General features: G+C 56.3%; 18 protein-coding genes. 16 read left to right on the forward strand and 2 right to left on the reverse strand.

From position 1 onward, the window contains the following. Positions 1–11: 11 nt before the first annotated feature. Positions 12–3,176 carry a multidrug efflux RND transporter permease subunit gene (locus tag IEX44_RS16010; protein WP_188696199.1) on the forward strand — a complete coding sequence of 1,055 codons (3,165 nt, stop codon included), beginning with the start codon at positions 12–14 and terminating at the stop codon, positions 3,174–3,176. Between the two features lie 87 nt (positions 3,177–3,263). Here IEX44_RS16010 and IEX44_RS16015 read toward each other — a convergent pair whose 3' ends face one another. Continuing rightward, the gene (locus IEX44_RS16015) at positions 3,264–4,094 is read right to left on the reverse strand and encodes a triose-phosphate isomerase (protein WP_188696202.1); all 831 of its coding nucleotides are present in this window, start codon (positions 4,092–4,094) and stop codon (positions 3,264–3,266) included. A gap of 304 nt (positions 4,095–4,398) precedes the next feature. Then, on the reverse strand, positions 4,399–5,979 hold the full coding sequence (nadB, locus tag IEX44_RS16020) for an L-aspartate oxidase (protein ID WP_188696205.1): 1,581 nt from the start codon (positions 5,977–5,979) through the stop codon (positions 4,399–4,401). Between the two features lie 368 nt (positions 5,980–6,347). On the opposite strand from nadB, the gene rpoE reads away from it, so the two are divergent. The 15 genes from rpoE to IEX44_RS16095 all read left to right on the forward strand — a co-directional run bounded on the left by rpoE (position 6,348) and on the right by IEX44_RS16095 (position 19,973). After that, positions 6,348–6,959 (forward strand): RNA polymerase sigma factor RpoE, encoded by a 612-nt coding sequence (gene rpoE / locus IEX44_RS16025; RefSeq protein WP_188696207.1) that lies wholly within the window; start codon positions 6,348–6,350, stop codon positions 6,957–6,959. Between the two features lie 58 nt (positions 6,960–7,017). Continuing rightward, positions 7,018–7,530: a sigma-E factor negative regulatory protein gene (locus IEX44_RS16030; protein WP_188696210.1), complete on the forward strand. Its 513-nt coding sequence runs from the start codon at positions 7,018–7,020 to the stop codon at positions 7,528–7,530. 2 nt (positions 7,531–7,532) lie between these two features. Continuing rightward, a complete protein-coding gene (locus tag IEX44_RS16035) occupies positions 7,533–8,531 on the forward strand; it encodes a MucB/RseB C-terminal domain-containing protein (protein WP_229679233.1) in 999 nt (332 codons plus the stop codon). 45 nt (positions 8,532–8,576) lie between these two features. Further along, positions 8,577–9,068, forward strand: a complete 492-nt coding sequence (locus tag IEX44_RS16040) for a SoxR reducing system RseC family protein (RefSeq protein WP_188696216.1) — start codon at positions 8,577–8,579, stop codon at positions 9,066–9,068. A 79-nt stretch (positions 9,069–9,147) separates the two neighbouring features. Beyond that, on the forward strand, positions 9,148–10,593 hold the full coding sequence (locus tag IEX44_RS16045; protein WP_188696219.1) for a DegQ family serine endoprotease: 1,446 nt from the start codon (positions 9,148–9,150) through the stop codon (positions 10,591–10,593). Beyond that, complete coding sequence (locus tag IEX44_RS16050; RefSeq protein ID WP_229679234.1) at positions 10,590–10,844, forward strand: glutaredoxin family protein; 255 nt, start codon at positions 10,590–10,592, stop codon at positions 10,842–10,844. Before IEX44_RS16045 ends, IEX44_RS16050 begins: the two co-directional genes overlap by 4 nt. Positions 10,845–11,010: 166 nt before the next feature. Continuing rightward, positions 11,011–12,804 carry a translation elongation factor 4 gene (lepA, locus tag IEX44_RS16055; protein WP_188696222.1) on the forward strand — a complete coding sequence of 598 codons (1,794 nt, stop codon included), beginning with the start codon at positions 11,011–11,013 and terminating at the stop codon, positions 12,802–12,804. A gap of 82 nt (positions 12,805–12,886) precedes the next feature. Beyond that, positions 12,887–13,849, forward strand: coding sequence for a signal peptidase I (gene lepB / locus IEX44_RS16060; RefSeq protein ID WP_188696225.1), 963 nt, complete (start codon positions 12,887–12,889; stop codon positions 13,847–13,849). A gap of 70 nt (positions 13,850–13,919) precedes the next feature. Further along, entirely contained in the window at positions 13,920–14,288 is a 369-nt protein-coding gene (locus IEX44_RS16065; RefSeq protein ID WP_188696228.1) for a DUF4845 domain-containing protein, read from the forward strand. A gap of 3 nt (positions 14,289–14,291) precedes the next feature. Further along, positions 14,292–15,002, forward strand: coding sequence for a ribonuclease III (rnc, locus tag IEX44_RS16070; protein WP_188696231.1), 711 nt, complete (start codon positions 14,292–14,294; stop codon positions 15,000–15,002). A gap of 70 nt (positions 15,003–15,072) precedes the next feature. Next, on the forward strand, positions 15,073–16,008 hold the full coding sequence (gene era / locus IEX44_RS16075; RefSeq protein ID WP_188696234.1) for a GTPase Era: 936 nt from the start codon (positions 15,073–15,075) through the stop codon (positions 16,006–16,008). A 57-nt stretch (positions 16,009–16,065) separates the two neighbouring features. After that, positions 16,066–16,809: a DNA repair protein RecO gene (gene recO, locus IEX44_RS16080; RefSeq protein ID WP_188696239.1), complete on the forward strand. Its 744-nt coding sequence runs from the start codon at positions 16,066–16,068 to the stop codon at positions 16,807–16,809. A 161-nt stretch (positions 16,810–16,970) separates the two neighbouring features. After that, positions 16,971–17,741, forward strand: a complete 771-nt coding sequence (locus IEX44_RS16085; protein ID WP_188696244.1) for a pyridoxine 5'-phosphate synthase — start codon at positions 16,971–16,973, stop codon at positions 17,739–17,741. Positions 17,742–17,863: 122 nt separating this feature from the next. Further along, a complete protein-coding gene (locus IEX44_RS16090) occupies positions 17,864–18,232 on the forward strand; it encodes a SpoIIAA family protein (protein WP_188696247.1) in 369 nt (122 codons plus the stop codon). 22 nt (positions 18,233–18,254) lie between these two features. Then, complete coding sequence (locus IEX44_RS16095) at positions 18,255–19,973, forward strand: cyclic-di-GMP receptor FimW-related protein (protein WP_188696250.1); 1,719 nt, start codon at positions 18,255–18,257, stop codon at positions 19,971–19,973. Positions 19,974–19,981: the final 8 nt, after the last annotated feature.

The raw sequence follows: 19,981 nt of genomic DNA on the forward strand, positions 1-19,981 counted from the left end.
GGGATGTCATCGTGAGTATTTCTGCTGCGTTTATTAAACGTCCGATCGGGACGTCCCTGCTGGCGGCTGCTATTTTGCTGGTCGGTATTGCCGTATGGAGTCTCTTGCCGGTAGCGCCGCTACCGCAGGTGGATTTTCCAACCATTCAGGTCTCAGCCAGTTTGCCGGGTGCCAGTCCGGAGACCATGGCTTCCAACGTGGCCCAACCACTGGAACGACAGTTCTCGCTGATTGCGGGGCTGTCGCAGATGACTTCATCCAGCGCGCTGGGTAGTACCCAGATCACGCTGCAGTTTGATCTCAATCGCAATATTGATGCAGCGGCCGTTGATGTGCAGGCTGCCATTAACGCAGCGACAGGCCAGTTGCCCAACAACCTGCCCAATCCGCCGACCTGGCGCAAGATTAACCCGGCAGATTCACCGATCATCGTGATGGCGGTGCAGTCCGATACGTTGCCGCTCACTGAGGTCAACGATTACGCCGATAACATCCTGGCGCAGCAGATCTCCCAGATTCAGGGCGTGGGCCTTGTGAACATTGGGGGCCAACAAAAGCCGGCAGTGCGTATCCAGCTTGACCCGGCCAAACTCTCCGCCATGGGCATGAGTCTGGAAGACGTGCGAACGGTAGTTTCGACCACGACCGTCAACGCCCCCAAGGGTACGGTGGATGGCGACCGCCAAAGCTTTACGGTCTACACCAATGACCAGATCCTGAAGGCCGGACCGTGGAATGACATGGTGGTTGCCTACAAGAACGGGGCGCCAGTCCGGATCAAGGACATCGGCTCTGCGATTGATGGCCCGGAAAACACCAAACTGGCTGGCTGGGCTTATGCCGGTAAAGCGGTGGACCCGAGTGCGACCATTCTGAGCGGCCAGCGAGCTATCGTGCTGGCGATTACCAAACAGCCAGGCGCTAACGTGATCGAGACCGTGGAGCGTGTTAAAGCCGCGCTGCCGCGCTTGCAGGCCGCTATTCCGCCAACGGTGCACGTCAATATTCTGACCGACCGCACGCAGACCATCCGTGCGTCAGTCCGTGATGTCGAGTTCACGCTGGTCCTGACCATCCTGCTGGTGGTAGGCATTATTTTTGTGTTCTTGCGCAATGTGGCCGCAACGCTGATCCCCAGTGTGACCGTGCCGCTAGCTCTGATGGGTACGGCGGCCGTGATGTATCTCGTCGGTTTCAGCCTGGATAACCTCTCACTGATGGCGCTGACTATCGCGGTCGGCTTCGTGGTGGATGACGCGATCGTGATGCTGGAGAACATCTACCGGCACGTGGAAGACGGCATGTCGCCAATGGATGCCGCCTACAAAGGTGCGGGCGAAATCGGCTTCACCATCATTTCGATCTCGGTGTCGCTGGTGGCGGTGTTTATCCCGCTGCTGCTAATGGGCGGCATTGTCGGGCGTTTGTTCCGCGAGTTCTCTATTACCGTGACACTGACCATTGCGGTGTCTGTGGTGATCTCGCTGACCCTCACGCCGATGCTGTGTTCGCGCTTCCTGAAAGACCATCACGGCGACAAGCACGGCAAGCTCTATCAGATGTTCGAGCGCGGTTTTGATGCCTTGTTGTCTGGCTACCGCCGCGGGCTTGATCTGGTGATGAAGCACCAGTTCATCACCCTGTGCGTGTTCCTGTGCACAGTGGCGTTGTCGGTGGTGTTGTTTATCTTTATTCCCAAGGGCTTTTTCCCGCAACAAGACACCGGCTTTGTGTTTGGTTTTGCTGAAACCGCACAGGATTCATCGTTCAAAGCCATGAACGAGCGCATGCGCTCGCTGGCGGATGTGATCCGGCAAGACCCGGATGTAGCAAGCTTTGCCATGGTGGGCGGGCAGAGCACCTTCAATACCGGTAACTTTTATATCAACCTCAAGCCCAAAGACGAAGGCCGGACCTTGAGCGCGGATGAAGTGATTGCCCGTCTGCGTCCGCAACTGGCCAAGGTGGAGGGGGTGAACCTGTTCCTGCAAGCGGGTCAGGACATTAACGTGGGTGGGCGTTTGTCGCGTACGCAGTACCAATACACGCTCACGGATTCCAACCTTGATGAACTGAATAACTGGGCACCCCGGTTGCTGGACCGCTTCCGCAAACTACCCCAATTGACGGATCTGGCGTCTGATCAGCAAAACGCTGCCGCAACGGCGGTGCTGACGATTGACCGTGCTCGTGCTTCCAGCTTTGGAATCTCGCCATCGCTGATTGATGCCACGCTGTACGACGCCATCGGCCAGCGCCAGGTGGCCCAGTACTACACGCAGGTCAATACCTATCACGTGGTGATGGAGGTCAAACCGGAATTACAGCTGGACCCGGCGTTGTTCGACAAACTCTATATCACGTCGCCGCTGACTAACCAACAAGTCCCGTTGTCGACCTTTGTGCACATCGACACCAACAAGACGGCGTATTTGTCGATCAGTCACCAGAGCCAGTTCCCGGCGGTGACGATCTCGTTCAACCTCGCCAAGGGGGTCTCGCTGGGTGAGGCAGTTGATGCCATCAGCAAGGCGCAGACCGAAATGGGCGTACCCCAAACACTGACGGGCGCCTTCCAGGGTACGGCCAAGGCTTTTGGCGACTCGCTGTCGTCCCAGCCTTACCTGATCGCTGCGGCGCTGATTGCGGTGTATATCGTGCTGGGCCTGTTGTATGAGAGCTATATTCACCCGCTGACCATCCTCTCTACCTTGCCGTCGGCTGGTGTCGGGGCGCTTTTGATCCTGATGGCGGCGGGGTACGATCTCTCGGTGATTGCCTTGATCGGGATTATCTTGCTGATCGGTATCGTGAAGAAAAACGGCATCATGATGATCGACTTTGCCCTGACCGCCGAGCGCGACCACGGTATGGGTCCGCAAGAGTCCATCTATCAAGCGTGCATCTTGCGGTTCCGCCCGATCATGATGACGACCATGTGTGCCTTGCTGGCCGGTTTGCCGCTGATGCTGGGCCATGGTGCCGGGTCTGAGTTGCGTCGTCCGCTGGGTTACGCCATGGTGGGTGGTCTGGTGCTGTCACAAGCGCTGACTTTGTTCACAACACCGGTGGTGTATCTGTATCTGGATCGCTTTAGTCACTGGATTCAGACGCGTCGTGCAGCCAGGAAGCAAGCGCGTAAAGAAGCCGCAGTCCTGCAAGGGGCGGGCGAGTAACGCCGGCCTGGTCAACCGCCAATATGAACCAAAGAAAAAAGCCGCATCAGTTGATGCGGCTTTTTCATTGACCGACCACCAAAAAACTCAGGCGGCTGCGCCGTTGACCAATGGCGCATGGCGCGGGCCGGCATAAGCGCCGATCCGGGCTGCCAGAGAGACCTCAAGACAAATCTGCAAGAAGCGTTCGGCCGGGTAGGACGCACGGCCTACCAGTACGCCGTCAATCTCGGCACCGATCATCAAACTTGCTGCGTTGTGTTCGTCCACGCTGCCGCCGTAAAGAATGCGCTGCGGGAAACCAACGCCATTGTCTTCGTGCAGCTCTTGCAGCAACTGGCGCAGCGTACGGATCGTACCGGCCAGTTGAATGACCGAGATGACCGTTTTGTCATCCAGCGCCCACTGCGGCTGATAAACCACAACCATCTTCGACCAGTCAGCCCCAAACAGCGCAACGGCCTGCTGCAATTGTTTTTGCAAGGCTTTGGTGGTCTGGTTGCTGCGACGCTGATCTGCATCTTCACCCAGACACAGCACCGGCGTGAGCCCTGCTTGAATGGCTTGCTGAACCTTGTGGGCGATCTGGTGATCGTTTTCGGCAAACAGGCGGCGACGCTCAGCATGGCCGACCACGACGTATTTACAGCCAGCCTCGACCAGTGCGCTGGCCGGGACGTCAACGGCATCCGGAAGGTCAGGATCAACGCTGCAGCTTTGACCACCGAGCACGTAGCCATTGGCAAGCAACGGGCCCGCTGTTTCTGCCAGCAGGGTGTGCGATGGGCAAACGACGGTTTCCACATCCTTGGGGTGTGGCACATCCGCCAGTTCGGTCAAAACGCCGGCACAGGCTTCGCGTGAGACATACGTCTTCCAGTTCCCGATCACCAGGGGTTTGAGGGTTTCTTCACTCATCAAATTTCGACTCCGGGTTGCGGGGAAGTATCTGGCTTTTCTTTGTATAGCCTGGATATTGTTGCCGCACAGGTGCCAACCGGCTACCGGTAGTCACTCCGGCGCAGCGGGCCCGTTTGCGGGGCGCACATGAAAGGTGCATAAACACCTTAAACTGGCACGCTATCCGCAATCAACCGGATTTTGTAGTTGTTGTCCCACAAGTACAAAAAGCCCCACACTTGCATGAATGACTTGCTCAGATCCAGTTTGTGGTCTTCGCAATATCAACAGGCAGGAGTGGGGCTGGTTACCGCAGCCTGAGTCAGGGCTTGAGGACAGTCGGAACCGCTTCGGACAGCATGCCCGGGTAATCGCGACTGTAGTGCAGGCCGCGGCTTTCTTTGCGTGCCATGGCTGACTGGACAATCAACTGGGCGGTCGTGACCAGATTACGCAACTCGATCAGATCGTTACCCACACGGAAGTTGGTGTAGTAGTCGTTGATTTCGTGTTGCAGCAACTCAATGCGGTGAAGCGCGCGTTCCAGTCGTTTGTTGGTGCGCACAATGCCCACGTAATCCCACATGAAGCGCCGCAGTTCATCCCAGTTGTGGGCGATGACCACTTCTTCATCCGGGTCCGTCACCTGGCTTTCATCCCATTCGGGCACAGAAGGGATGGCATCGGGCGGGGTGGCCAGAATGTCTTCAGCGGTGGCTTTGCCAATCACCATACATTCCAGCAGGGAGTTTGATGCCAACCGGTTGGCGCCATGCAGGCCGGTGCAGGCGGCTTCGCCCACTGCATAAAGACCTTCCACATCGGTGCGGCCATACAGATCGACGACCAACCCGCCGCAGGTGTAGTGGGCAGCGGGCACAACCGGGATGGGTTCACGGGTGATATCGATGCCCAGCTCCAGGCAGCGCTGGTAGATATTCGGGAAGTGTTCCTTGATAAAACTGGCCGGCTTGTACGAGATATCCAGGTACACACAGTCATAGCCGCCTTTCTTCATTTCAAAGTCAATGGCACGGGCTACGACGTCTCGCGGTGCGAGTTCCGCACGCTCGTCATGCTGTGGCATGAAACGCGTGCCATCCGGCAATTTGAGAATGCCACCTTCGCCACGGACCGCCTCGGTAATCAGGAAGGATTTGGCATGAGGGTGATACAAACAAGTGGGGTGGAACTGGATGAACTCCATATTGGACACGCTGCAACCTGCTCGCCAGCCCATGGCAATGCCATCACCCGTGGCGACATCGGGATTGGTGGTATATAGATACACCTTGCCAGCGCCACCGGTGGCCAGCACGGTATGGCCGGCAACAAAAGTTTCCACACGATCATTGGCTTTGTCATAGACATAAGCGCCCCAGCAGCGGTCATCATCCAGCCCCAGTTTCTTGCCGGTGATGAGGTCAAGCGCGATGTGGTCTTCCAGTACCGTAATGTGGGGGTGTGCGGCCACCTTTTTGGCCAGGGTATCAATCACCGCTGCGCCAGTGGCATCGGCCGCATGAATAATGCGACGATGGCTGTGACCGCCTTCACGCGTCAGGTGATAGCCGTGGTAGTTGGTATCGCCGGAATCGTCGCGGGTAAAGGGCACGCCCATCTCGATCAGCCAGTCGATGGCATCACGTGAATTTTCAATAATGAAACGAGTTGCTTGCGCATCGCATAATCCAGCCCCCGCTACGAACGTATCCCGGATATGCAGTTCAATGCTGTCAGCATCATCAAGGACCGCCGCAATACCGCCTTGGGCCCAGCCACTACCGCCGTCACGCAGAGCCCGTTTGGTGACCAGGCCCACCTTGAGCTTGTCTGCAAGCTTGAGGGCAATGGTCATGCCGGCAAGGCCGCTTCCCATGATCAACACATCGAACTGGCGCATGGCTAATCGTCACTCCCGAGACGGTGTCGCAAAAGTGTAACTATAACAGCCCGGATACCCCGGCGGCCCCTGGTCATTCGCCGCGGTGGTTTTTAAGCCGGTTTTAAGGCAGGGATGCGAGGATGAATGGAAATAACCCGTCTTGTAAAACGGGCTTGTCAGCCCCAGATAACAAAGAATCAATCAAGAAGGTCTGCATCTGACAGCAATCTGGATGGCATGCACCGCATGTCATGCTGCCAGTCCGCCAGCGCGAGTTCATTGGGGAACCGCCCGCGTTTGGCATTGGCCCGGCGTCTGGCTGTACCCGCCGTGGCGCGATTGTTGTCATTTGAATATTCAGCAGGCCGGTCCTTACGGAGCCCGCATTGGAAAACCTAACCGAACGGGATGTCGATCAGGCTCTTGTCGTGCGCGCGCAAGGCGGCGACAAGAAAGCCTTCGAGCTCCTGGTCGCCAAATACCAGCGCAGAATCGCGCGCTTGCTCTCAAGGCTCATCCGTGACCCGCATGAAATTGAAGACGTAACGCAAGAGGCTTTCATCAAGGCCTATCGCGCATTGCCTTCCTTTCGCGGGGAAAGTGCGTTCTATACATGGCTTTACCGTATTGCCATCAATACGGCCAAGAATTACCTTGCCGCCATGGGTCGTCGCCCCCAGTTGGCTGCAGATTATGAAGACGACGAAGGCGAAACCCTGGATGCTGCTGCGCAGATTCCGGATTACCATACGCCCGATGCTGAACTCTCCAACAGGGAGATTGTCAGAACTGTCAATGAGGTGGTCGATACCCTTCCGGACGAGCTTAAAACTGCCATTACGTTGCGCGAAATGGACGGTTTGTCGTACGAAGATATCGCCACCGTGATGAACTGTCCCATAGGTACCGTCCGATCGCGTATCTTTCGGGCTCGCGAAGCCATTGCCGGCAAATTGCGGCCCTTGCTTGAGACAGTAGGTAAAGACAGGCGCTGGTAACAGGAATACGCAGCACGATAAAGCCCGCTGGCGGCGGGCAACAAGAGGGTAACGAATCATGAAAGAACATTTGTCCGCACTGATCGATGGAGAGCTGGAACCAGCCGAATTCGACCATGTTCTGGCGCAACTGCACGCCGACCCGGCCTTGCGCGATGACTGGCAAGACTGGCACCTGGTGGGAGATGTGATGCAACAGCATCCCATTTTGTCGCCGGATTTCATGAAAAACTTCTCTGATCGCCTGGCAACCGAACCGGTAGTGCTGGTACCGGCGGCGGCTTCCCGGCGTCGTCGCTTCATGCGTCGCGCTCTGGCACCGCTCTCCGCTGCGGCGTCTGTCGCATTTCTGAGTGTTGTTGGCTGGCAGGCTTTTCACGGTGCATACACCGGCTCGCCGCTCGCCGCGCCGCAAATGGCTGCCGTCAAGCAACAGGCCGTGCGCGTTGCCAGCACGGGTACGGACAATCGCTTCCGCGCTTACCTGGTTGCCCATCATGAAGATTCGGGCAATCCGATTGATGGTCGCGATATCGTTTACGCCTCGTTTGAGACCCAACCGACCAAATAATGATGAAAACCAAGGGCTGGATCCTTGCCGGCAGTTTGTTCCTGGCTGGCCACCGTTTGCTGGCTGCCACTCCCGTTCCCAATGAGCTTCTGAGTGCCCAGGAGGCCAATCAGCTGGTCGCGCGCGTTGCCAACGCTGCCCGCACGGTGACCTTCCAGGGGGTCTACGTGCATCAGCACGGTGACAACATGGAGGCGTTTCGTGTGATACACGAAGCGACATCGGGCAACGATATTGAACGTCGGGAATCGCTGGATGGTCCGCCGCGTGAATTTTACCGGCAGGGCAACCAGATCAGTTTGTACCTGCCGGGTGGGCAGGTGTTTCCGATTGATCGGCGCCAGTCCTCCAAACTGTTTCCGCGCCAGTTTCCGGATGACCCGGAGCACGTGCTGGTTAATTACCAGGTGCGGTACGTCGGTCAGGAGCGGGTCGCCGGGCAAGACACAAATATTTACGATTTCGAGCCCAAAGACAAATTGCGTTACCCGCACCGTTACTGGGTGCACGCAGATACCGGCTTGATGCTCAAATCAGTCATGCTGGGTGTGCGACACGAGCCGGTCGAAGTCTTTGCGTTTTCGCAGGTGCAGATTGGTGGCTCCATCGATAAACGTCAGCTTAAACCGGTTTACCCGGTTAAACCGGCGCCGGTGGACGATGCCCCCGGTACATTGACCTTGCCCAAAGATCCGGCCTGGGACATCCATAATCTACCTGGTGGGTTCCGCCTGTTGAAGGTGAGCCAGCGTGCCATGACCGGCAAACCCAGACCGGTGGTGCACCATTTGTATGGTGATGGTCTGGTGACGATCTCGGTGTTCATTGAGCCGTTTGATCCAGCTGCACCGTTGGGTATTGCCCAGCAAGCTGGCATTACCGTCTTTGCTCGCCAGGCAGGACCTTATTTGTTGACTGTGCTGGGCGAAGTGCCGGCGGAGACCGTCCAGGCGTTCAGTTACGCGTACACGCCGAAAGGCGAAAAGTCGGGCACGCAATAGGCTAACGCCGCATAATTGCGGCCTGGTTTCAGGAACATACAACAAATGATTGAAAGCGAAGCACAAGTGGTGCGCCGCGAAGGCGAACATGTCTGGGTACGAATCCGTCCGCACGCGCCTTGTGGCAACTGCGACCCGGAAACCGGCTGCAAGTCGGTCGCCATTACCCGCATGTTTGGCAACGCCAAAGAAGCCTTTCGTGTACGTAACACCGTGGATGCGCAGCCCGGCGACTTCGTTCGCATCGGCGTGGCCGACGGCATGCTGCTGCGTACCGCGTTTGCCGCCTATGGCGTGCCGTTGATTGCCTTGATGGCAGGTGCTGTCATTGGCCGTACTGTGGCCCCCTATGGTTTGCCTGATCTGGGCGCCGTGCTGGGTGCTGCTGTGGGTTTTGTGGCGGGTTTCCTCATTTTGCGTAGTCGTCGCAACCTGGCGACACAGGCTGAACCAGCTACGCTGGAGCGGCTGGCGCCCGGTGCGCAACCCATCAAATTCTGTGATCGCAACGCGCCCAGCCCGGATGGTGTTCACTAAACCACACTGCCGCCGGCTTTGAACTTGTCCAGGGCGCGTTTGTCTGTTTTTGTCCCCGTTTCAGAACAGTGACCAGACCATGCAAATAAAAACCTTGTTTGTCGGCGGCTTGCTTGCGTTAAGCGGTGTCGCCGCGTCGGCTGCGGTAACCGGTTTGCCTGATTTTACGCAACTGGTTGAAAAGGAAGGAAAAGCAGTCGTCAACGTGTCTACAACGGCGACGCTTCGGGATTCGGGCGATGAGTCGGGTCTGGATGAAGACACGCTCAATCTGCTGCGTCGTTTTGGTTTTCCTGTGCCCCCATCTGCAGGTCAGCAACAGCCACGTGAGCGCACCGCGCAGTCATTGGGTTCCGGGTTCGTTATTGATGCCAACGGCTATATCCTGACCAATGCCCATGTCGTGGCGCAGGCAGACTCCATCAAGGTCACGCTGACCGACAAGAAAGAATACAAGGCCACGGTGGTCGGTTCCGATACGCGTACCGACATCGCCTTGTTGAAGATCGAGGCGACCAATCTACCCAAGGTGGATCTGGGCAACTCTGATGTGCTCAAGCCTGGTCAGTGGGTTGTGGCTATTGGTTCTCCATTCGGGTTTGAGAATACGGTTACGGCTGGCATTGTCTCGGCGACGGGCCGCAGATTGCTCGACGAAAACCAGACCCCGTTTATCCAGACGGATGTCGCTATCAATCCGGGTAACTCTGGTGGTCCGTTGTTTAATCTGGATGGCCAGGTGGTGGGGATCAATTCCCAGATTTACAGCCGTTCTGGCGGTTTCATGGGGTTGTCGTTTTCCATTCCGATCAATGAAGCCATGAAAGTTGTGGCTGAACTCAAGGCGCACGGCAAGGTGATTCGTGGGCGGATCGGTGTGGCAGTGCAATCCGTCAGTGACGATCTGGCCAAGAGCTTTGGTCTGACCAAGGCGCAGGGCGCGCTGGTTTCTGCAGTCGACAAGGACGGCCCAGCCGGCAAGGCCGGCGTGAAGCCGGGTGATATCGTGCTCAAGTTCAATGGTCAGCCGGTGGAAGAGAGTAGCGATCTGCCGCGTCTTGTGACCAGCACCAAACCGGGTACCACTGCCACCATGCAGATCTGGCGCGACAAGTCTGCCCGCGACGTCACTTTGACGGTGGCCACACTGGATGAGCAGGATGAAGCTGCGCCAGGCAAGCCTGGCAAGCCGGGTGGAAAGAAGAACGACGATGCGGTTTCGTCCCGGCGCTTTGGTCTGTCGCTGGTCGAACTCAACCCGCGCCAGCTCAAGCAGTTGGGTATCAAGTATGGTGTGGGCGTACAGGGGGCCAGCGGTGCGGCAATGCGCGCCGGTCTGCAGCAAGGAGATGTGATCATTGGCATTGCGGGTGCTGAGTTGACCAGTTTTGCCCAGCTCAAGCAGGCTCTGGATGCGCTCAAGCCAGCTGAAACCCTTGCTTTGCGCGTGATGCGTCAGGATGGTTCATTGTTCCTGACCATCAAGGCGCCGGAAAAAACCGACAAGGACAAACAAGCCCCATGACCATGCCCATGCAACTGCGCCTTTATGGCCGGGAGTATTGCAGCTTGTGCGTGAACATGCGCGAGCAGCTTGACGTGCTTTCCCGTCAGCGCGGGTTCTGCGTGACCTGGATCGACATTGACGATAGTGATGATCTGGAAGAGCGCTATGGTGAGCTTGTGCCAGTGCTGGCAGATAGCGCTGATACAGAAATCTGCCACTATCACCTGGACCTGGAAGCGCTCGATGCCTGGCTAGTCAAGGCACATTAAGCGGAAGCGGGCGGGGCTGCCGGCCGATGTTTTTGTTTGCGAGCCCGATTTCCGGTAAAATCGGTTTCAATTATCCGGCTTTCAACCGAGGGGCACGCAGGGCGTGCCCCTTTTTGCAGTTGCACGGCGTAGCGGCCCACTGCCCTTAGGTTATTGAACTTACTCGATGAAGCACATTCGCAATTTCTCCATCATTGCCCACATTGACCATGGCAAGTCGACGCTGGCAGACCGTTTTATCCAGTTTTGTGGCGGCCTCGAAGCGCGCGAGATGTCCGAGCAAGTGCTCGACTCGATGGACATCGAAAAAGAGCGAGGCATTACCATCAAGGCCCAGACCGCAGCGCTGACCTACAAGGCACGTGATGGTCAGGTCTACAACCTGAATTTGATCGACACCCCGGGGCACGTTGACTTCAGTTATGAAGTCAGCCGTTCGCTGGCCGCCTGTGAAGGGGCATTGCTGGTGGTTGATGCCTCACAGGGGGTGGAAGCCCAGACTGTTGCCAACTGCTACACCGCCATTGAGCAAGGTGTGGAAGTCGTTGCGGTCTTGAACAAAATTGACTTGCCCGCTGCAGAGCCCGAGCGCGTAATCCAGGAAATTGAAGATATCGTTGGTATCGAAGCCACTGAGGCCGTGCGTGCATCGGCCAAAAACGGCATCGGTATTGAAGACATTCTGGAAGAGGTGGTGCGTCGTGTCCCGGCACCTTTGGGCAATCCGGATGGCCCCCTCAAGGCGCTGATCATTGACTCCTGGTTTGACAACTATGTGGGCGTGATCATGCTGGTGCGCGTGGTCGATGGCGAACTGCGCCCGAAGGACAAGATTCTGTTCATGTCGACCAAGGCACAGCATCTGTGTGAACAAGTCGGCGTGTTTACGCCCAAATCGATCCAGCGTGATGTATTGCGTGCCGGTGAAGTGGGTTTTGTGATTGCTGGCATCAAGGAATTGGCCAGTGCCAAGGTCGGCGATACGGTGACGCTGGTGAAGCCGGCTGCTGAAGAGCCACTGCCGGGCTTCAAGGAAGTCAAATCGCAGGTGTTCGCCGGTTTGTATCCGGTAGAAAGCCATGACTTTGAAGCGCTGCGTGAATCGCTGGAAAAGCTCCAGTTGAACGATGCATCGCTCCATTTCGAACCAGAAGTCTCTCAGGCTCTAGGTTTTGGTTTCCGCTGTGGTTTCCTTGGTTTGTTGCACCTGGAAATCGTACAGGAACGCCTTGAGCGCGAATTCGATATGGACCTCATCACCACGGCGCCGACCGTGGTGTACGAAGTGCTGATGAAAGACGGCACGGTGGTTGAAGTGGAAAACCCGTCCAAGCTGCCGGATCCGGGCAAGGTTGAGGAAATCCGTGAGCCGATTATTACCTCAACCATCCTTGTGCCGCAGGATTACGTGGGCGCAGTCATGACGCTGTGTAACCAGAAGCGCGGTGCCCAACGCAACATGCAGTACATGGGTCGCCAGGTCATGCTGACCTACGATCTGCCCATGGCCGAAGTCGTGATGGATTTCTTTGACAAGCTCAAGTCGGTTTCGCGCGGGTATGCCTCGCTGGACTATGACTTCAAGGAATTCCGCGCTGATGATCTGGTCAAGCTGGATGTGCTGGTGAATGGCGAACGCGTTGATGCGCTCAGTCTGATCGTGCACCGCGCCAGTTCTATCTATCGTGGCCGCGAGCTGGTTTCCAAAATGCGGGAACTCATTCCACGCCAGATGTTCGATATTGCCATTCAGGCAGCGATCGGCGCGCACATTATTGCGCGTGAAACCGTAAAAGCCATGCGTAAAGACGTGCTGGCAAAATGTTACGGTGGCGATATTACCCGCAAGAAAAAGCTGCTTGAGAAACAGAAAGCAGGTAAAAAGCGCATGAAACAGGTAGGTAACGTGGAAATCCCGCAAGAGGCTTTCCTCGCGATCTTGCAAGTCAGCGACAAATAAACAGTACAAACATCGTCAACTGCACGTGCCGGCGGGGTGTTGAGCTCCGCTTGTTTCAATCCAATCCAATACAAGGTTTCTGATGAACTGGCTTTTAATCGGCATCGTGGTGACTTTGCTTGGCCCGGTCATGATCGCGCTGGGCAGCAAGCAGCAACGTACTGGTCCGGAAGCGCCGCAACTGGTGCAGTACGGATACCTTTTTGCCATTGTGGGTGTGTTCATCCTGCTGGTGCAGTACATGTCGATCGCTGCGGCGATGCTGGTATTCGTCATCCTGACCGGTATTGTGTGGGCACTGGACAAGTTTGTACTGGGCAAAAAACGCGGTTCGGCTGCGGTGCCCGACTGGGTCGAATACGGTCGTGGGTTCTTCCCGGTTATCCTGGTGGTGTTCCTGCTGCGCTCGTTCTTGATTGAGCCTTATCAGATTCCGTCATCCTCCATGCGCCCTGGTCTTGTAGTGGGCGATTTCATCGTGGTTAACAAGTTTGCTTACGGTTTGCGTGTACCGGTGCTGAACAACGTGTTTGTTCCGGTAGGCAAGCCCCAGCACGGTGATGTGATGGTGTTCAATTACCCGGAAAATCCGGCGGTCAATTACATCAAGCGCACTATTGGTGTACCGGGTGACACGGTCGAGTATCGTCACAAACGCCTGACCATAAATGGTCAACCGGTGCCTACTCAGGACGCCGGAACGCTTGATTACGTCGAAGATGGCGTGCAACTGGTACGGAATAAACAGTTTCTGGAAAAGCAGGGCGAGCATGTCTACAACACGCTCGAAGCCATTGAGAATCCGCCGTACGTAATGCTTTCGGAGGTGCGTGACTTTCCGTACCGCGAAAACTGCCGCTATGATGACGAGGGTTTTAGCTGCAAGGTACCGGACGGGTATTACTTCATGATGGGCGACAACCGCGACCACTCTGCGGATAGCCGTTATTGGGGTTTTGTACCGGATAAATACGTGGTGGGCAAGGCGTTCCTGGTGTGGTTCAACCCCAAGCAGTTGAGCCGTGTTGGTACCGTCATTCACTAAACTGCATAGCCGCACAGGGCTGTTTGCCAACCGGGCAGAATGATCCGGGGGCATAGAAGGGGATATAAAAATGCGCAAGCAAGCGGGGTTGTCGTTTTTCGGATTTGTCATCGTGGCTATTGTTGTGGCTGCGGTAGCAGTCACTGCGTTTAAAGCTGTTCCGGCGTGGATTGAATACTTCAACGTCCAGAAGACAATTAGCACTCTCGTGAAGGAAGAGGCAGGCGCTTCCCCTGCGGACATCCGCGCTTCGTTTAGCCGCCACTCGCAAATCAGTGATATGGATTCGGTCAAGCCGGAAGACCTCAAAATCAGTCAAGGGGGTGGTGTGACGACCATTAGTGTCAGCTATGAGCGCGTAGTGCCGCTGGTAGGCAATTGCAGCTTGTTGTTCACTTTTGATGTTTCCAAATCGAGTGGCGCTTCGGCAGGTCAGTAAACAGTGTCCATTGTTCTTCCTCCAGAGCACCTGCAAAAGGTGCTCGGTTATTCCTTTTCTGATCCACGCTTGATCAAACAGGCGTTGACGCATCGCAGCTTTGCTTCTACCCACAATGAGCGTCTCGAGTTTGTTGGTGATGCAGTGCTGAACGCCGTGGTCGGGCGCGCTTTGTTTATTCATTTTCCAAAGCTGAACGAAGGCGAACTGTCACGACTGCGTGCCAGTCTTGTGCGGCAAGAGTCGCTGGCTAATGTGGCCAGCGAACTCAACCTGGGCGACTATCTGTGGTTGGGAGAAGGCGAGCTTAAGAGCGGTGGTCATCGCCGGCCGTCTATACTGGCGGATGCGCTGGAGGCCATTTTTGGTGCGGCGTGGCTTGATGGCGGCTTTGAAGCCGCGCAAGGCATGATTGAGCGCCTGTTTGTGAGCCGCATCGAGTCCATTGACCCGGCTCGTGCGCTCAAAGACCCGAAAACCGCGCTGCAAGAATGGCTGCAGGCGCGTCACCATGCGTTGCCGATTTACGAAGTGGTGCGCCAGGAGGGTGAATCGCCCAACCTGGTATTCGAGATGTCATGCAGCATTCCTGCGCTGAAAGTCACTACACTGGCGCAAGGCCCGAGCCGGCGTTCAGCAGAACAACTTGCCGCGGGTGAAGCACTGGGTATGCTGAAAGAGAAGTACCCAGGCAAGGCGCCCAAGCGCGCTTGAGAGTCGGCCCGGCCTCAGAAGGCCGGTACTGACTCAATCCCCCAATTCAATATCAAGTCTGGAGCCCGTTATGGCTGATTCCGATTTCGTTGCTGGCCCGGAGAGTGCCGCAGGGTTCCGTTGTGGTTTTGTCGCCATCGTGGGCCGTCCTAATGTGGGCAAGTCCACGTTGATGAACCATCTGATCGGACAGAAGATCAGTATTACTTCGCGCAAGGCGCAAACGACGCGCCATCGCATCACGGGTGTGTATACCACTGAAGCGGCGCAGTTCGTTTTTGTTGACACGCCTGGTTTCCAGACCAAATACAAAAACGCATTGAATGATGCGATGAACCGTAATGTGACCACAACGCTGGCCGACGTGGACGCAGTGCTGTTCCTGGTAGAGGCGGGCCAGTTTGGTGCTGCCGATGAAGCCGTGCTCAAGCTTCTGCCGAAACACCGCCCGGTTCTGCTGGTGATCACCAAGATCGATCAGTTGCCGCAAAAAGAAGCTTTGCTACCGTTCATTGAAAAAATTGCCGAACGGTTCGAGTTTCATGCGATTGTCCCTGTTTCGGCCCTGCGCGCCCAGCAACTGGATGTCTTGCTGCAAACGGTACAGCCTTTGTTGCCTGAGTCGGTGCCGATGTATCCGGAAGATCACATCACGGATCGCAACTCACGCTTTCTGGCCGCTGAGATTGTTCGTGAAAAGCTCTTTCGCATGCTGGGCGACGAACTGCCCTATGCCATGACGGTGGAAATCGAGAAGTTCGACGAAGAAACCATGCGAGACGGTCGCCCGTTGTATCGCATCTACGCGGCGGTGCTGGTTGATCGTGATGGCCAAAAAGCGATCCTGATCGGCAAGAATGGTGAAAAGCTCAAGCGGATTGCCACCGAGTCTCGCCAGGATATGGAAAAGCTCTTTGATGCCAAGGTTTATCTGGAAGTCTGGGTCAAGGTCAAAAGCGGCTGGGCGGACGACACCCGCGTATTGCGCCAGCAAGGCTTTGAATAAACCGGTTGCGCGTGGAGCCTTGATTTGGCGCGACGCCCGGCTGGTTCTCCCCCCAAAGTGTCCCGTACCCGCGGTGGCAAAGGCCAGCCGCGCGTCGACACACAACCCGTCTTTATCCTGCATCAGTACGCATGGCGAGAAACCAGCCGGCTGATTGAGGTGTTCTCACGCGACTACGGTCGTATCTCTATTGCCGCGCGTGGCGTGCAACGGCCAGGTTCACAACTCAGAGGCACGCTCCTGGCTTTTCAGCCCTTGCTGATGTCCTGGTTTGGTGGCGCTGAGGTCAAAACACTGCATGCGGCGGAATGGCAGGGCGGTATCACCCAGCCCTCAGGGCTTTCATTATTGTGCGGGTTCTACCTGAACGAATTGCTGGTGCGGTTGATGCCGCGTGAAGAACCCCAGCCCGTCCTGTTTGCCGCTTATTACGAGGCGATCCGTGACCTGGCGGGTTTGCCAACAGAAGCCGGTAGCGCGGTCGAGCCAGTTTTGCGTGGGTTCGAACTTAAATTGCTCACGGAACTCGGATATGGCGTAGATCTTGCTCACGATACTGCGGGTAGGGATGTGCAAGCCGACCAACAATATGACTTTGTCGCAGGTCAGGGATTAATACTTGCTGACAACGGACGAGGTCGCTTCGATGGCGCTGTGCTGCAGGAACTGGCAGCGGGTCGGCTGGCTGACGAGCGTGTTCTCGCTCAAGGCAAGCTCCTGATGCGACAAGCGCTGACTGTCGCATTGGGTGACGCGCCTTTGCATACCCGGCAGCTGTTGCTGGACTTGCAGCGTATCTGATCCGCCGGGGGCGGCAATACAGGCGGATGTCTGATTGCAGCTTGGGTGCGGGGCGCGAGTGGCTTATGATAAAAGTGTCAGTTTGTCGAAGAGAGGGTGGATGCCATATTGGCAACGTATCTTTTTTCGGCTGAACAGCATTGCTGCGGAGAGACTGTTTTATGGCTGGTGACCTTTCGCTTGGCGTAAATATTGATCACGTTGCAACCCTGCGCAACGCACGTGATGCCCGTTATCCCAGCCCGGTGTTCGCCGCCCAGGTGGCAGAGCAGGCCGGTGCGGATCACATTACCGTGCATCTGCGTGAAGACCGTCGCCATGTGGGCGATGAGGACGTCAGGCTGATCAAGGCTTTGTTGCAGACGCGCATGAATCTGCAAATGGCGCTCAATCCATCTTTGCTGGATTTTGTTCTCGGCATTGCGCCGCAGGATGTGTGCCTGGTCCCGGCCGATGGCGATCAGCAGGGTAGCTCGCATGGGCTTGATGTGCGTGGCAACAAAGCCGAGGTGGGCGAGTACATCAAAAAACTCAGCGCAGCTGGCGTCAGAACCAGTGTCTTGCTGGCGCCAGACTTCGAGCAGATCCGCCTGGCCCATGCGCTGGGCGCGCAAGCGATCGAGCTTGATACAGGCAGGTACGCAGCCGCACTTGATCGCCGGGCCAGAGAGACGGAATATGCGCGGGTCAAGGTGGCTGCGGAATATGCCGCTAATCTGGGCCTGGTGGTTTCCGCCGGGCATGGTTTGAACTATCACAATGCAGAGCCCATTGCCGCCATTGCTCAGGTTTCTGAACTGAACATTGGCCACGCTATCATTGCGCATGCATTGATTGTCGGGTTGCCGACGGCTGTGCGTGAAATGAAAATGTTGATGATCCGTGCGCGTTTAACCAGCAAGCGCGAATTGCCGGACGATGACGAAAACTGAAGCACTGAACTTCCATCGCTTGCGTCAGGTCGCAGTAGTCTGGGTCGACGTAGCGGATGTAAACAAAGCGCCTGTTAACAGGTTTTGATTACTGAACAAGCCAGCCAATTTCAGGGGGTGCCATGATCAGCGTTACCCATGAGCCAGGTTATGTATCGGTAGCGGTTTTCAATGAATTTACCGTGCACGATTTTCGTCAGTTTGAAGATGACGTGCGCTACAAGATTAATTTTGAGGGCAAACCCAATCTCTTGTTCGACATGACCGCCATGGTGCGCTACACGCTGGACATGGCGGTTGAGGAATACAAGTTTGCCAAAACGCATCGCAACGATTTCGGCCGGGTTGCCGTTGTAACCACTGACCAGTGGGTGGCCTGGTCCGCGTGGGTGAACACGTTGTTCTCCGAAGCGCGTATCGAAATCTTTGATAACCTGGAAGAAGCCGTTAACTGGGTACGCCAGGACGGAACACAAGGCGCAGCCGCGTAAGACGGTCAAGCACAGGAAAACCATGAGATCGTTTCTCAATAATTTGTTCTCAAGAGATACATCCCCGCTTGAGAACCCACGACAAGTCACTGCCTGGTGCAAAAAGCTTGAACTGGCAGACCCGCAAGCACAGCGAGCGAAGGTCGCGTCGGTGGTCAACGAATTTTTGTCTGTGGGTGGCAAGCCATCCCCCGATATCCTGCAGGCGCTGATCAAGATCGATGAAAGCGTACAGATGGGCTATGAGCGCATCCGCTACCAGTACGTTTCCAATCCGCGCATGCCCAAAGAGATCGAGCAAAGCCTCTGGCAAGACATTACCGGGCTGGCTGACTCCATGGTCAAGGCCTATCTGCGCTTTGCCAAGGTCGAAGCGGATGGCGAGGAAAAGCAGGCCTACGATGCCATGATGCCGCTGGTGCTGGCGCGTTGCCTGCATTACGTAGGGGTGCTGGCCAAATGGCATTACTTTCGTTTTGATCGCGTGCCGGGGCAGCTCTGGTCACAAGCGCATAGCCTGTACCGGCTTTCCGAGATCGACGGGTTCGATTGCAATCCGTTTCCGCTCTACCCGCATCACGGTGCAGAAGTCAGTTCTTGTGCCGATGAGTATATTCAGCTGTTGATGCTGAATACGGTGTCGTCCAATAACCTGGCGGTGCGTCAACTCGATTGGGTCGATCAATGGCTGGATAAATGGTCGCGTAATGTCCTGATTGCGCGCCGCTATCAGCCGGATCATCACCACTACTGTGTCAATTTGAGCGGGAAGCAGGGGCCGGAAAAAATTGGCGACGACAGTCAGGGTGATCCTTATCGCTACTGGGGTATTTACGAACTGTTGAATGAGGTGCAGGGACTGATTGCGCGATTGGAAGCCGGGGCTTCTCCTGCCAGTCTGGGTTTGGGTAATGACGTGCGCGGCCCCGCCTGCCTTGAACTCTTGAAGCACCTGGACGTGTTCTGGGGTATGGCCGTACGCAATGCCCAGTTCACCCGTAGTGATCGCCGAGACGTGCATAAAGAAGCGGACGTGGTGTACGGGCTGGATCGGCTGCATCGCAAAATTCGCGCCGACAACGAGAAGTTTTCTCGCCAGCCAGACGAAGCCAAAACCGGCGTTGATTACGATGAAGTCATGGATATGCGACTCTATGGTTTCGTCTCGGCGCGGACGCGCTCTCGTCAAGCGCAGGCACCTCAAATTGTGCAGCGTAATGATCCTGCCGACTGGCAATCCTGGCGTGTTGAAAATGAGTCTGAAGGTGGCTACGGCGCCACGCTGGAGGCCGAAGGCGCAGAATGGGTGCGCCCGGGCGTGCTGGTGGGTATGCGTTTTGGGCCGGAAGACAGCTGGAAGGTGTGTGTTGTGCGCCGGATCTCCCGCATGAATGAGTTCCAGATCTACGCAGGCTTGCAGTTGCTCAGCGCGACGCCGGTCGCGGTGAATATCCAGACGACCACTGTTGCCGCCGCGCCGCCGCGCGCACTGGAGGTGACGGACTTTGCCGAGTTTGATAGCACGGCCTTGCACTCCGCAAATTCAGCACTGTACTTGCCGTACGAGATCGATGGCGTAACCAGCAATACCTTGCTGATGCATTCCGCCAATTATGATGCGGATCGCACCTATGAGGTTCAGGCGCGGGACCGCCACTTCACAGTGAACCTGACCCGTTCGCTGGACAAAGGCGTGGACTGGACCTGGGTAACGGTGCAAGTGCTGGGCCAAAAGCACTGATCACACTT

Source organism: Silvimonas amylolytica (genome assembly GCF_014645555.1).
Taxonomy (GTDB): domain Bacteria; phylum Pseudomonadota; class Gammaproteobacteria; order Burkholderiales; family Chitinibacteraceae; genus Silvimonas; species Silvimonas amylolytica.